Genomic DNA, 12,956 nt, shown 5'->3' with positions numbered 1-12,956 from the left:
CTCCAGGGTTCACTCGGGCAGCGAGTAGTCGAACGTGTACGGCATCGACTCCGAGTTGCCCGCCATGTGGCCGGTCCCGGTGAGGCCGGTCAGCTCGCCGGTGGCCGAGCCCGGGATCACCGTCCAGGTGTCCCGGATGCCGTTCGCGTCATAACCTACGTCGTGCCGGACGAGAAAGCTGCCCGTGCGGCCGCCGACGGTGCCTTCGATCAGCTCGAAGCCGGGCGAGGTCTGGCCGTCGCCTTCGTAGCCCTCGCTTGCGTAGTACACCAGGTAGTCGCAGGTCGACGTGCCCTCGATGACGCCGGTGTAGGCGAAGGTCGTGTGGGCGTGGGCGTAGCGGGGGCCGTCCTCGGGGCCCGCGACGACCTTCTCGTCCCAGGTCCGCATGGTGAAGATGTTGTCTGCCATGACCTGAACCCTGCCGGGTTAACCTGTCATCTCCTGTCAGTTTTTCCGGGGAGTATCGGTCGTATGCGAGCGAGCAGGTTGCTCTCGGTGCTGCTGCTGTTGCAGAACCGGGGCCGGATGACGGCCGACGAGCTGGCCGGGGAGCTGGAGGTGTCGGTGCGCACGGTGTACCGGGACATCGAGGCCCTCTCGGCGGCGGGCGTGCCGGTGTACGCGGACCGGGGCCGCACCGGCGGCTACCAGCTCGTCGCCGGGTACCGCACGCGGCTGACCGGGCTGAGCGAGGAGGAGGCGCAGGCGCTCGCGCTGGCCGGGCTGCCGGTGGCGGCGGCCGAGCTCGGCCTCGGGACCGTGCTCACGGCGGCGCAGCTCAAGCTGTACGCGGCGCTGCCCGAGGAGTTGCGGACGCGGGCGGGCCGGGTGGCCGAGCGGTTCCACCTCGACGTGCCCGGCTGGCATCGCGGGATCGAGAGCCTGCCGCAGCTGGCGCCGGTGGCCGAGGCCGTGTGGCAGGAGCGGCGGATCCGCGTGCGCTACCGGCGCTGGGACGACAGCGCCGTGGAACGCGTGCTCGAACCGCTCGGGCTGGTGCTCAAGGCGGGGACCTGGTACCTGGCGGCGCGTTGCGACGGGACGGAGCGGACCTACCGGGTGTCCCGCATCGACGAGCTGGAGCAGGCGGAGCCGTTCGTGCGCCCCGAGGGCTTCGACCTCGCCGGGTACTGGCGGGAGTGGTCGGAACGGTTCGAGCGGCGGTTGTACCCGCGGACCGCGCTGGTGCGGCTGTCCCCGCTCGGGCGTGACCTCGTACCGTTCTACCTGGGTGCGGTCGGCGCACGAGCCCTGCGTGAGACCACCGACGAACCGGACGAGGACGGGTGGTTGCTGGTGGAGCTGCCGGTGGAGCAGGGTGCGCCCGCACTGGGCGAGCTGCTGCATTTCGGCCCCGAGCTTCAGGTGCTGGAGCCTGCCGAGCTACGGGAGCAGGTGGCCGGGGCGGTCACGAGAATGGGTGCGCTGTATGGCTGAGCTGAACGGGCTGAACGGGCTGAACGGGGTCACCATCGGGATCACCGCGGAGCGCCGCGCCGAGGAGTTCATCGGCGCGCTCGAACGCCACGGCGCCACGGTGTGGCACGCGCCGACGCTGCGGATCGTGCCGCTGCCCGACGACGAGCGGTTGCGCGCCGCCACCGAGGAGGTGCTCGCCGAGGACGTCGATCTCGCGGCGATCACCACGGGCGCGGGGTTCCGGGGCTGGGTCGAGGCCGCCGAGGGATGGCGGCTCGCGGGCAGGCTGCTGGACTCGCTCGGGCGGGCGCGGCTGTTCGTGCGCGGCCCCAAGGCGAAGGGCGCGGTACGCGGGCCGGGCCTCGCCGAGACGTGGTCGGCACCGGGCGAGACGAACCGCGAGCTGTTTGACCGGCTGGCGGAGGAAGGGCTGCGGGGTAAGCGGGTCGCCGTGCAGCTGCACGGTGCGCCGCTGCCGGAGTACACGGATGCGCTGCGGGCCGCGGGTGCGACCGTGGTCGAGGTGCAGCCGTACCGGTGGCAGTGGCCTGCCGATCTCGCGCCCGCGTACCGCTTGCTCGACGGCGTGCTGGGCGGCGAGGTGCGGGCGCTGGCGTTCACGAGCGCACCGGCGACGGCGAACCTGCTCACGCTCGCCCGCGAACGCGGCTGCCTCGACGAGCTCCTCGCGGTGTTGGAGGAGAAGGTCACGTGCGCGTGCGTCGGCCCGGTGACGGCCGCGCCGCTGACCGAGCTGGGCGTGCCGACGATCCGGCCGGAGCGGCAGCGCCTCGGCGCCCTGGTGAAGCTGCTGGTGGCCAAGCTGGGCACGCACCGCTCGTGAGTGGCTACCGGCGTTCCAACTCGCGTGCGCACTCACGAGTCAGTCGACCTCGTCGGGCGGCTCGCCTGCGTCGATCTTGCGGACCTGCTCGCGCCCCTGCTCCTCCTCGCTGCGGCCGAGGCGCCAGTAGCCGGTGAACGTGATCGCCCGCTTGTCCACCCCACGCTCCCGCACGAGGTGGCGGCGCAGGAACTTCACCATGCCCGCCTCGCCGGAAAGCCACGCGTAGGGCTGCCCCGCGGGGAAAGCGGCGGTCCGCACCGCCGCCAGCACCGCCGCACCGTGCCGGGCGCCGCCCCGATGCACCCACCGCACGTCGACCTCCCCGGCCGTGTCGAGACGCAGTTCGTGCTCCGCGCTGTCCACCTCGACGAACACCCGGGCGGGGAAGCCTGCGGGCAGCGACTCCAGGATCGCGCCGATCGCCGGGATCGCCGACTCGTCGCCCACCAGCAGCTGCCAGTCGGTGTCGCGCGGCACGGCGTAGAGGCCGCTCGGCCCGAGGAACGCGACCTCGGCACCGGGCGCCGCGCTCGCCGCCCACCGCGCCGCCGGGCCGCTGTCCGGGTGCAGCACGAAGTCGATGTCCAGCTCGGGCACCTCCGCCCGGAAGGCACGGACGGTGTAGGTGCGCATCGGCGGCCGCACGTCGTCCGGCATCGCCAGGTAGGTCCGGTACCACGACATCACGTCGCCGGAGATCGGCGGCGGCAGCCGCGGCCGCTCCTCGTCCCGCAGCGGGAAGAACACCTTCAGGTACTGATCCGGTGCCACGTCGGTGAAGTCGCGCAGGTCCTCACCGGTGAAGGTGATCCGCACCAGATGCCGGGTCAGCCGCCGGACGGTACCGACCCGCATCGAACGGTAGGTCAGCGATGCCGGTGTCGTCTGCGCCTGCGTCGTCATTAGGCAAGGCTAACCTACTGAGCCTGCCAGCGGTACCTCCGTAGATCGACCCGCTGCCCCTCGGCCAGCACGCCCTCCGTGCGCAGCAGTTCGAGCTGCCGGTGCACGAGATGCGGCGCCGGGGTTCCGTTGGCGCGCAGCACGCGATGCCACGGCACGTCCTGACCGTCCTCGGCGAGGATCCGGCCGACCAGCCGAGGAGAGGGGGCACCCGCCGCGGCCGCGATGTCCCCGTAGGTCGACACCTTGCCGGGCGGGATCGACGCGATGACATCACGTACTCGTTCGTGCAGTTCCTCGTCCATCCGCACATCCCGCCGTGCCGCCGCGCGATTCTGTCTGCGGCTCATGATTCCATCTCTCCCGTGAGCAGACGACGGCCACAGACCAACGCGCGGCTGGTGCGCTCACCCGTACCGGCACCGCCGCCGCGCGCGTGGGACGAGAGCGCGCGGCGGCTGCTCGCCGCACCTCGGGGATTCGTGCGGGTGCTCGGCGGTCCCGGCTCCGGCAAGACCACCCTGCTCGCTACCGCCGCGGCCGAACGGGTCCTCGGCGGAGCCGACCCGGAGAGCCTCCTCGTGCTCACCGCCTCCCGTCGCGCCGCCGACGCCGTGCGCACGGACATCACGCGCCGCCTCACCGCCGACGACGCGCACGCGGGCCGCACCATCCGCGAGCCCATGGTGCGCACGGTGCACTCCTACGCCTTCGCCGTGCTGCGCCTGCAGGCGAACATGAACGACGTCCAGCCGCCCCGGCTGCTCTCCGGCCCTGAGCAGGACGTCGTCGTACGCGAACTGCTCGCCGGTGACCGGGAGGCGGGTGCCACCGACTGGCCGGAGGAGCTGCGGCCCGCCCTGTCCGTGCCCGGCTTCGCCGAGGAGCTGCGCGACCTGCTGCTGCGCGCCGCCGAGCGCGGCCTCGGCCCCGAGGACCTGATCAAGCTCGGCCGCCAGCAGCAGCGGGCCGAGTGGGTCGCGGCCGGGCGCTTCTGGCGGCAGTACGAGGAGGTCACGCTCCTGCAGGGCTCGGGAGGGCACGCGCTGGGCACGCCCACCTCGCCCGCGCTCGACGCGGCCGAGCTGGTCGCGAGCGCGCTCGTCGAGCTGGAGGGCGACCCGGACCTGCTGGCCCGCGAGCAGGGCCGCGTCCGGCACCTCTTCGTCGACGACGCCCAGCACCTGGACCCGTTGCAGTTCCGCCTGCTGCGCCTGCTCGGCGGCGGCGCGGACGACTTCGTGCTGGCCGGTGATCCCGACCAGTCCGTGTTCTCCTTCCGTGGCGCCGACCCGCGCCGGCTCGCCGACGCCGACCCCGACGGCGGGCGCACGATCACGCTGACCCGCACCCACCGGCTGCCGCGCGCGGTGCATGCCGCGGTCGCCAAGGTCGCCGGCGGCCTGCCCGGCGCGGCCCGGCACCGCGCGCCCGAGCCGGCAGGCACCGAGAGCACGGAGGGCACCGAGGGCACGGTGCGTGCCCGGCTGCTGCCGACCCCCGCCGCCGAGGCGAGCTGGATCGCCGACCAGCTCCGCAGGGCGCACCTCATCGACGGGGTGCCGTGGTCGGAGATGGCCGTGCTCGTGCGTTCCCCGGCGCGCTCGTTCCCCGTGCTGCAGCGCGCGCTCGGGGCCGCCCGCGTGCCGATCGCCTCGGCCACCGAGGAGCTCGCCCTCGCGCGCCAGCCAGGCGTCCGCCCGCTGCTCGCCATGCTGCGGCTGGCCGCCGATCCCGGCGCGCTCGATCCCGACCTCGCCGAGATGCTGCTGTCCTCGCCGCTCGGTGGCGCCGATCCGCTCGCGCTGCGCCGCCTCCGCCGCGGGCTGCGCAGGCTGGAGATCGCCGCGGGCGGCGAGCGCTCCAGCGACGAGCTGCTCGTGGAGGCGTTGCGGGACAACGACGTGCTCGCCGGTCTCGCCGACGCGGAGGCCGCACCGGTCCGCCGCATCGGCGGCCTGCTCGCCGCCGCACGCGAGTCCGTGACGCGGGGCGACGGTGTGGAGGACGTGCTGTGGGAGCTGTGGCAGGGCAGCGGCCTGGAGGGCAGGCTGCTGCGCCAGCTCGGCCGGGGCGGCTCGCTCGCCGCGCAGGCCGACCGGGACCTCGACGCGGTCGTCGCACTGTTCCACGCCGCCGGTCGCTATGTCGACCGGCTGCCGAAGGCGAGCGTCGCCGGGTTCGTCGACTACCTCGGCTCGCAGCACATCGCCGGGGACAGCCTCGCCCCGGTCGCGGCAAGGGGCGAGGGAGTCTCGCTGCTCACGGCGCACGGTGCGGCCGGCCGGGAATGGGCGGTCGTCGCCGTCGCGGGGGCGCAGGAGGGCAGCTGGCCCGACCTGCGGCTGCGCGGCTCCCTGCTCGGCGTCGAGCGGCTGGTCGACCTGCTGTCCGGTGTGGACGGTGACTCGGTCTCGGCCACGGCGCCGCTGCTGGCCGAGGAGCGCAGGCTGTTCTACGTCGCGGCCAGCCGTGCGCGGCAGACGCTGCTGCTCAGCGCCGTACAGGGGGAGGACGAGCAGCCGTCCCGCTTCGTCGACGAGCTCGTCGAGACGGGCACGGACGAGCCCGGTCCCGACGTCCGCCAGTACACCCGGGAACGCTCTCTGGTGCTCGCCGAGCTCGTCGGGGAGCTGCGGTCGGTGGCGTGCGACGGCGAGGCCGAGCCGCGCCGCCGCGAGCGGGCCGCGCGGCAGCTGGCGCGGCTGGCCGCCGCCGGTGTGCCGGGCGCGCACCCCGACTACTGGTACGGCCTCACCGGGCCGTCCTCCGAGACCCCGCTGTACTCGCAGGGCGACGTCGTGCGCGTATCGCCGTCCACTGTGGATGTCCTGGCGAGGTGCCCGCTGCGGTGGCTGCTCGAACGCCACGGCGGCAGCGATCCGGTGCAGTTGGCCGCCGTCACGGGCACGCTCGTGCACGATCTCGCCCAGGCGGCTGCGAGCGGCGCCGACGACGAGCAGCTGCGCGAGGCGCTGGACAAGGCATGGGCGCGGGTCGACGCGGGTGCGCCCTGGTTCTCCCGCCGGGAGCGGCGCCGGGTGGAGCGGATGGTGCAGAACTTCCTGACCTGGCTGCGGCAGAGCCGGGACGAGCTGACGCAGCTCGCCGTGGAGCTGGACATGGAGGCCGAGCTGCCCGCCGCCGCGGAGGAGCTGCGCGTGCGGCTGCGCGGCCGCGTCGATCGGCTCGAGGTCGACCGGCAGGGCCGCCCGGTGATCGTGGACGTCAAGACGAGCAAGAACGCGGTGAGCGCGGGCGACGCCGAGAAGCATCCGCAGCTGGCCGCCTACCAGCTCGCGACGCTGCTCGGCGCGTTCGCCGAGCACGGCCGCGAGCCCGGCGGGGCGAAGCTGGTCTACGTCGCGAAGGCGCACAACAAGACCGGCGCCACGCAGCGCGACCAGCCCGCACTCGACGAGGAGAGCGGGCGGGAGTGGCTCGATCTCGTGCGCGCGGCGGCCGCCTCGGCGGCGGGCCCCGAGTACGCCGCGCACGAGAACGCGGACTGTGACCGCTGTCCCGGCCGCACCGCGTGCCCGCTGCGTCCCGAAGGCAGGCAGGTGACCGGGCCGTGAGCGAAGCCGTCGTCTCGCCCGCCGAGGTCGCGCACGCCCTCGGCCTGCACGAACCCACCCCGGAGCAGGCAGCGGTCATCGCCGCGCCCGCCGAGCCCGCGCTGGTGGTGGCGGGTGCCGGGGCGGGCAAGACCGAGACGATGGCCGCGCGGGTCGTGTGGCTCGTCGCCAACGGCTTCGTGACCCCCGAGCGTGTCCTCGGCCTGACCTTCACGCGCAAGGCGGCCCGGCAGCTCGCCGACCGGGTGCGCGCCCGGCTCCGCAGGCTCGCCGGGTCCGGCCTGCTCGACCGGCTCGATCCCGGCGGCGAGCGGCGGCTCGCGGTGCTGGCCGGTGAGCCGACCGTGCTCACCTATCACGCCTACGCAGGGCGGCTGCTCGCCGAGCACGGCCTGCGGCTGCCCGTGCAGCCCGGTGTGCGGATGCTGTCGCCGACCGCGTCCTGGCAGCTCGCGCACCGTGTCGTGGCGAGATGGGACAGCGACCTGGACACCGACCGGGTGCCCGCCTCGGTCACCGCGCACCTGCTGGCCCTCGCCGGTGAGCTGGGGGAGCACCTGGTGGAGCCGGAGCGGCTGCGGGAGTACTCCGAGCGGCTGTGCCGGATCATCGAGGAGGCGCCGCGGGCCAAGGGCCAGCGGGCGGCGCTGCCGGTGGCGCTGACCGACATCGTCGCCGCGCAGCGGTTCCGGCTCCAGCTTCTCCCGCTGGTCGAGGACTACCAGCGGCGCAAGCGGGCCGAGGGGGCGCTCGACTTCGCCGACCAGATGTCGCTGGCCGCGCGGCTGGCCGACGCGCATCCGGAGGTGGTCGCGGGGGAGCGCGACCGGTACGGGGCCGTGCTGCTCGACGAGTACCAGGACACCGGGCACGCCCAGCGGGTGCTGCTGCGGGCGCTGTTCGGCGGGGACGACCCGATGCCGGCCACGGCCGTCGGCGACCCGGCACAGGCCATCTACGGCTGGCGTGGCGCCAGCGCGGCCAACCTGCCGCGCTTCGTCACCGACTTCCCCCGGCGGGAGGGGCGGCGGCTGGTGCCCGCGCACCGCTACGGCATGCGCACCAGCTTCCGCAACCCGCCCGAGGTGCTGACCCTGGCCAACGCGGTGGCGGAGCCGCTGCGCGCGGGCGGGCTCGGCGTCGAGCGCCTGCGCGCCCGCGACGGCGCGGGTCCGGCCGACATCCGGTGCGCCCTGCTGCCGGACGTGCGCGCGGAGCGCGAGTGGCTGGCGGAGGAGATGGCGCGGGTGTGGTTCCGCGAGCGTGCGGAGAGCGGCTCGCCGCCCACCGCGGCGGTGCTGGTGCGCAGGCGCGCCGACATGGCCCCGATCGCCGCCGCGCTGCGCGCGCAGGGACTGCCGGTGGAGGTGGTCGGGCTCGGCGGGCTGCTGGACGAGCCGGAGGTCGCCGACCTGGTCAGCACGCTGCGGGTGCTCGCCGAGCCGCTCGCCGGCACCGCGGCCGCCCGGCTGCTCACGGGCGCCCGCTGGCGGCTGGCCGCCGCCGACCTCGCGGCCCTGTGGCGCCGCGCCAACGAGCTCTCCGCCCCCGCCGCGGCCGGTCCGGACGGTGCGCCGCTGATCGCCGAGCGCGCCGAGCAGGCGGGCCTGGTCGACGCGCTCGACGACCCGGGTGACCCGGCGCGCTACTCGGCGGAGGGGCTGGCGCGGATCCGCACGCTCGCCGCCGAGCTGTCGGCGCTGCGCCGCAGGCTCGACCAGCCGCTGCCGGAGCTGGTGGCCGACGTGGAGCGCACGATGCTGCTCGACGTCGAGGCGCTGGCCAGGCCGGGCAGTGCCGGGCGGGTGCATCTCGACGCCTTCGCCGACGTGGTCACCGAGTACGCCGAGAACGCGCCCACCGCGACCCTGCTGTCCTTTGTGGACTACCTGGCGACAGCGGAGCACGCCGAGGACGGGCTGCCGCCCGGCGAGGTGGAGGTGGTTCCCGACCGCGTGCAGGTGCTCACCGTGCATTCGGCCAAGGGCCTGGAATGGCGGGTGGTGGCCGTCCCGCACCTGGTGCGGGAGACCTTCCCCGGCAGGCGCCGCTCGTCGTCGTGGCTGAAGACCGTGCCGGAGCTGCCTGCCGTGCTGCGCGGCGACGCGCAGGACCTGCCGGAGCTCGCGCTGCACGGCACCGAGGACCGCAAGGAGGTCCTCGACGCGTGCGCCGAGCACGAGCAGCGCTTCGCCGAGCGGCACGGCGAGGAGGAGCGCAGGCTCTGCTACGTCGCGCTGACCCGCTCGGAGCACTGCCTGCTCGCGGGCGGGCACTGGTGGAACGAGAGCAGCGGCAAGCCGAAGGGCCCCTCGGAGTTCCTGACCGAACTGGCCGGGGTGCTCGCCGAGCACGAGGGCACCGGCACCGTCGTGCGGTGGGCGCCCGAGCCGGACCCGGACGAGCCGAACCCGTTGCACACCACGGCCCGGTCGGCGAGGTGGCCTGCCGATCCGCTCGGCTCCCGCCGGTCCGCCGTGCGGGAGGGCGCCGAGCTGGTGCTGGCCGCGCTGGAGAACCCGGAGGACCCTGCCGAGAAGGACGCGGAGGACGATCCGGACGGCTGGATCGCCGACACCGACGTGCTGCTCGCCGAGCGGGAGCGGGCCGCGGGCCGCGGCGAGCGGATCGCCCTGCCCGGCCAGCTCTCGGTGAGCCAGCTCGTCGAGCTGGCCGGCGAACCGGAGGCGCTGGCGCGACGGCTGCGCAGGCCGCTGCCGATCCGGCCGAACGCCTACGCCCGGCGCGGCACGGCCTTCCACGGCTGGCTGGAGCGGCGGTTCGCCGGTGAGCGGCTGCTGGAGATCGACGACCTGCCCGGCGCGGCCGACTTCGACGCGAGTGGTACGGACGCCGAGCTGGAGACGCTGCAGGAGGCTTTCGAGCGCAGCGAATGGGCGCTGCGCACGCCGCACGACGTGGAGGTGCCCTTCTCCACCGACATCGACGGCGTGACCGTCCGTGGCCGGATGGACGCTGTTTTCGCCGACCCGGACGGCGGCTGGACCGTGGTGGACTGGAAGACCGGCGCGGTGCCCGACTCGGGCAGGCTGCCTGCGCTTGCCGTGCAGCTGGCGGCGTACCGGCTGGCGTGGGCGGGGCTGAGCGGCGCGCCGCTGGAGAAGGTCAGGGCCGCCTTCCACTACGTGCGGGCGGGCCGCACGGTCCGTCCGGTCGACCTGCTCGACGCAGACGGGCTGCGGGACCTGTTGCGCACCGTCCCGCCGGCCGAGTAGAGCGGCGGGGTAGCGATATGGAGTCGCGGCTCGCGGCCGAGCACATCCGTCGTGCGCCGTCGGCGACAGCGACTAGGCTCCGACCTCGTGATCAAGCGTTCCCGGTCGCGCCTGCGCGCGGAATGGATAACCGAACAGCCGGGCCACGCGCTCGTCGGCGTCATCCGGATGCCCGAGTCGACGGTGAGTCCGGGCTTCGCCTTCCTGCGCCGGGTCATGATCGCGCTGAGTGCCCTGCTCGCGATGGTGCTGCTGGTCTACTTCGACCGGGACGGCTACAGCGACGTCAACGACGACGGCGTTTCGCTGCTGGACGCCTTCTACTACGCGACGGTGTCGTTGTCCACCACCGGCTACGGTGACATCGCACCCGTCACCGACACGGCCCGGCTGATCAATGTCGTGCTGATCACGCCCCTGAGGGTGCTGTTCCTGATCGTGCTCATCGGTACCACACTGGAAGTGCTCACCGAGCGTTCCCGGCAGGCGCTGCGGATTCAGAAGTGGAGGCGCAAGGTGCGTGACCATGTGGTGGTCATCGGCTTCGGCACGAAGGGCCGTTCCGCGGTCAACACGCTGCTCGTCGACGAGAACATGGAGCCGAACCAGGTGGTGGTCGTCGACACCGACCAGGAGGCGCTCGACTCCGCCGCCGCGCGGGGGCTGATCACCGTGCACGGCACCGCGACGCGGGCCGACGTGCTGCGGGTCGCGGGCGTGCAGCGGGCCCGTTCGATCGTCGTCGCGGCCAACCGTGACGACACCGCGGTGCTCGTCACGCTGACGGCGCGGGAGCTGGCCCCGAAGGCGCACATCATCTCCTCGGTGCGCGAGGCGGAGAACGTGCACCTGGTGAAGCAGTCCGGCGCCGACCAGGTGGTGGTGTCGAGCGAGACGGCGGGACGGCTGCTCGGGATGGCCACCCGCAGCCCGCTGGTCGTCGCGATGGTGGAGGACCTGCTCACTCCCGAGGCCGGTCTCGCGATCGCGGAACGGCAGGTGGAGGCCTCCGAGGAGGGTGGGTCGCCGCGGCACCTGCCCGACATCGTGCTCGGCATCGTCCGGGACGGCAGGCTGTTCCGGGTGGACGCCCCTGAGGCCGACGCCATCGAGCACGGCGACCGGCTGCTCTACATCCAGAAGGTCACCCCCGCGGCGGAGAAGGTGCGCTGAGCGGGTGGTATGAAGCCGGCCCGGCCGGTGCTGCCTGGGTTTTGCCCCGGTGATCTGGGACCATGGCGGCGTGCGGCAGCGAGCGGAACGTGGACGGCCGGTGCCGTCGCTCACCTGGAAGGCGCTCGGTGTCGCCGCGCTCCCCGGCCTGCTGGTGCTGCTGGTGAGCTGGTGGATGGGTCCCTCGCTGTTCGGCCCGGTCGTGACAGAGGAGCGGCAGGTGGTGCGGGCGACCGTCACCCTGCCCGCGGACTGCACGACGCCGGGCGCGGAGGAGACCGTCGCCTTCGAGCTGAACGGCGAGCAGCGCAACGGCATCCTCAGCGGTTGCGGCCACGACCAGGACGAGCAGCTCGACGTCGCCGTGCCTGCCGACCCGGGCAGCGGCCTCATCGAGGTCCGGCACGCCAGCACCGTCCGCGGCACGAGCGACCTGCGCCGCCCGGTGGGGCTCGCGCTGCTGGTGCTCAGCTGCGGCGCGGGCGGGCTCTACGCCTACCTCGTCGTCCGCGGCCCGCGCCGCGTTCCCGCCCTCGCCTGACCCGCGAGTCCCCCGCCCAGACCCGCGAGTTCCGCGTTCGCGTTGTCGCGGATGCAGAAATCGCGGGCTCGAGTGGGGGACTCGCGAAGGGACGCGTCAGGAGACGTCGGCGCTGCTCGCGGCGAAGGTGTTGCAGTCGGCGATCCGGTTGTCCACGGCGCCCGCGCGCCACCAGTCCGCGTAGTGCGCGTTGCTGCCGTGGTCGCGGGTGCCCGAGGTGTCGTCGCCGCGTGTCTCCTGGTCTTGCCACGCCTTGTCGTACATGTCGCGGGTGATCGTGCCGCCGCGGTCGACGTGCGCGCCGAGGAACATCCCGGAGAAGCACTGCGCCTGCAGCTCCTTGCGGCGGGACATCTCCAGCCCTGCCTCACTGTCCTGGCCCGCCGCGTAGATCTCCTCCCACGCGGCGTCCATGATGCCGGCCACCTCCTGCACGTGGTGTCCGTACTCGTGCGCGAACAGGGCGAGGTAGACGCCGGGGTTGTCGCCGTACTGGTCGGTCTGCAGTCCCGCGAACGGCACGTACAGGCTGTTCTCGCAGTAGTACGCGGCCGTGGCGATGCCGACCTGGATGTTGCCGCACTCGGTCGAGAAGCCGTCGCCGGTCGGGAAGTGGAGGGTGGGCGGCGTGAACGGCAGGTTGTAGTGCTCCAGCAGCGGTCCCCACGCGGCGTCCAGGCACTGCCGCGCCGCCGTGAAGAACGCCTCCGCGGCGGCCTGGTCGGTCCGCCACGGCGGCAGCTCGCAGACGAGGTTCTGCAGGCCCGCGTCGGGATCCTGCAGCAGCGGATGGTCGGCGAGCTTGAGTATCTTCCGCGGCTCCCGCTCCTGGCTGGGCTCGGTGACCGCCGTCGTCGTCCGCTCCGTGGTCGTCTCACGGGTGGTGCTCGTCGGCGACTCGGTCGTCGTCGGTGGCGGCGGGCCGCCGGTCGTGGCCCCCGGAAAACCGTGATAACCGGTGTCGGTCGAACGCTGGTCATTGCCGCTGGTGAGGGTGATCACCACGACGAGGCTGACCACGAGCAGTGCCACCCCGCTGACCGACGCCGCGACGACCGGCCACCGGGCCGCCCGCCGGGGAGGCTGGGGAGGTGGGGGGTAACCGTGGCCACCCGGCCCGTGGGCGGGCCACTGGGGGCCGTGCGGCGGTTGCGTCATGCTTGCTGTCCCCGTCCTCGGCGTTGCTCAGGGCAGCATAACGAGCGTGCCACGACTGATCCCCCGGCTCGGCCCGGCTTGCATAATCCACACGACCG

Annotated in this window: 10 protein-coding genes; 6 read left to right on the top strand and 4 right to left on the bottom strand. The window is 73.8% G+C overall.

Annotation, left to right across the window (positions count from 1 at the left end; translation table 11 throughout):
- Nucleotides 1-9 precede the first annotated feature (9 nt).
- Nucleotides 10-411, bottom strand: coding sequence for a DUF3224 domain-containing protein (locus tag JAP66_RS22995; protein ID WP_199433900.1), 402 nt, complete (start codon nucleotides 409-411; stop codon nucleotides 10-12).
- A gap of 63 nt (nucleotides 412-474) precedes the next feature.
- On the opposite strand from JAP66_RS22995, the gene JAP66_RS22990 reads away from it, so the two are divergent.
- Both JAP66_RS22990 and JAP66_RS22985 read left to right on the top strand, forming a co-directional pair.
- The gene (locus JAP66_RS22990; protein ID WP_199433899.1) at nucleotides 475-1,440 is read left to right on the top strand and encodes a helix-turn-helix transcriptional regulator; all 966 of its coding nucleotides are present in this window, start codon (nucleotides 475-477) and stop codon (nucleotides 1,438-1,440) included.
- Nucleotides 1,433-2,266 carry a uroporphyrinogen-III synthase gene (locus JAP66_RS22985; RefSeq protein WP_235999307.1) on the top strand — a complete coding sequence of 278 codons (834 nt, stop codon included), beginning with the start codon at nucleotides 1,433-1,435 and terminating at the stop codon, nucleotides 2,264-2,266. The genes JAP66_RS22990 and JAP66_RS22985 overlap by 8 nt, the downstream gene beginning before the upstream one ends.
- Before the next feature lie 39 nt (nucleotides 2,267-2,305).
- On the opposite strand, the gene JAP66_RS22980 is transcribed toward JAP66_RS22985, so the two are convergent.
- Entirely contained in the window at nucleotides 2,306-3,172 is an 867-nt protein-coding gene (locus tag JAP66_RS22980; RefSeq protein WP_199433898.1) for a siderophore-interacting protein, read from the bottom strand.
- A gap of 14 nt (nucleotides 3,173-3,186) precedes the next feature.
- Nucleotides 3,187-3,477: an MGMT family protein gene (locus JAP66_RS22975; protein ID WP_199434015.1), complete on the bottom strand. Its 291-nt coding sequence runs from the start codon at nucleotides 3,475-3,477 to the stop codon at nucleotides 3,187-3,189.
- A 60-nt stretch (nucleotides 3,478-3,537) separates the two neighbouring features.
- Here JAP66_RS22975 and JAP66_RS22970 point away from each other — a divergent pair, with 60 nt between their 5' ends.
- The 4 genes from JAP66_RS22970 (at nucleotide 3,538) to JAP66_RS22955 (ending at nucleotide 11,700) form a co-directional block, all read left to right on the top strand.
- Entirely contained in the window at nucleotides 3,538-6,750 is a 3,213-nt protein-coding gene (locus JAP66_RS22970; protein ID WP_307849688.1) for an ATP-dependent helicase, read from the top strand.
- Nucleotides 6,747-9,986: an ATP-dependent helicase gene (locus tag JAP66_RS22965; RefSeq protein ID WP_199433897.1), complete on the top strand. Its 3,240-nt coding sequence runs from the start codon at nucleotides 6,747-6,749 to the stop codon at nucleotides 9,984-9,986. Before JAP66_RS22970 ends, JAP66_RS22965 begins: the two co-directional genes overlap by 4 nt.
- Before the next feature lie 168 nt (nucleotides 9,987-10,154).
- Nucleotides 10,155-11,159 carry a potassium channel family protein gene (locus JAP66_RS22960; protein ID WP_199434013.1) on the top strand — a complete coding sequence of 335 codons (1,005 nt, stop codon included), beginning with the start codon at nucleotides 10,155-10,157 and terminating at the stop codon, nucleotides 11,157-11,159.
- Nucleotides 11,160-11,259: 100 nt separating this feature from the next.
- The gene (locus JAP66_RS22955) at nucleotides 11,260-11,700 is read left to right on the top strand and encodes a hypothetical protein (RefSeq protein ID WP_199434012.1); all 441 of its coding nucleotides are present in this window, start codon (nucleotides 11,260-11,262) and stop codon (nucleotides 11,698-11,700) included.
- A gap of 96 nt (nucleotides 11,701-11,796) precedes the next feature.
- Here JAP66_RS22955 and JAP66_RS22950 read toward each other — a convergent pair whose 3' ends face one another.
- Nucleotides 11,797-12,858, bottom strand: a complete 1,062-nt coding sequence (locus tag JAP66_RS22950; RefSeq protein ID WP_199433896.1) for a neutral zinc metallopeptidase — start codon at nucleotides 12,856-12,858, stop codon at nucleotides 11,797-11,799.
- Nucleotides 12,859-12,956 lie beyond the last annotated feature (98 nt).

Origin of the sequence: Qaidamihabitans albus (assembly GCF_016464705.1) — a bacterium.
In the GTDB taxonomy this organism is placed as follows: Bacteria; Actinomycetota; Actinomycetes; order Mycobacteriales; family Pseudonocardiaceae; genus Qaidamihabitans; species Qaidamihabitans albus.
The sequence above is the reverse complement of the archived record's forward strand: the minus strand, read 5'-3'. Positions and strand labels throughout refer to the sequence as shown.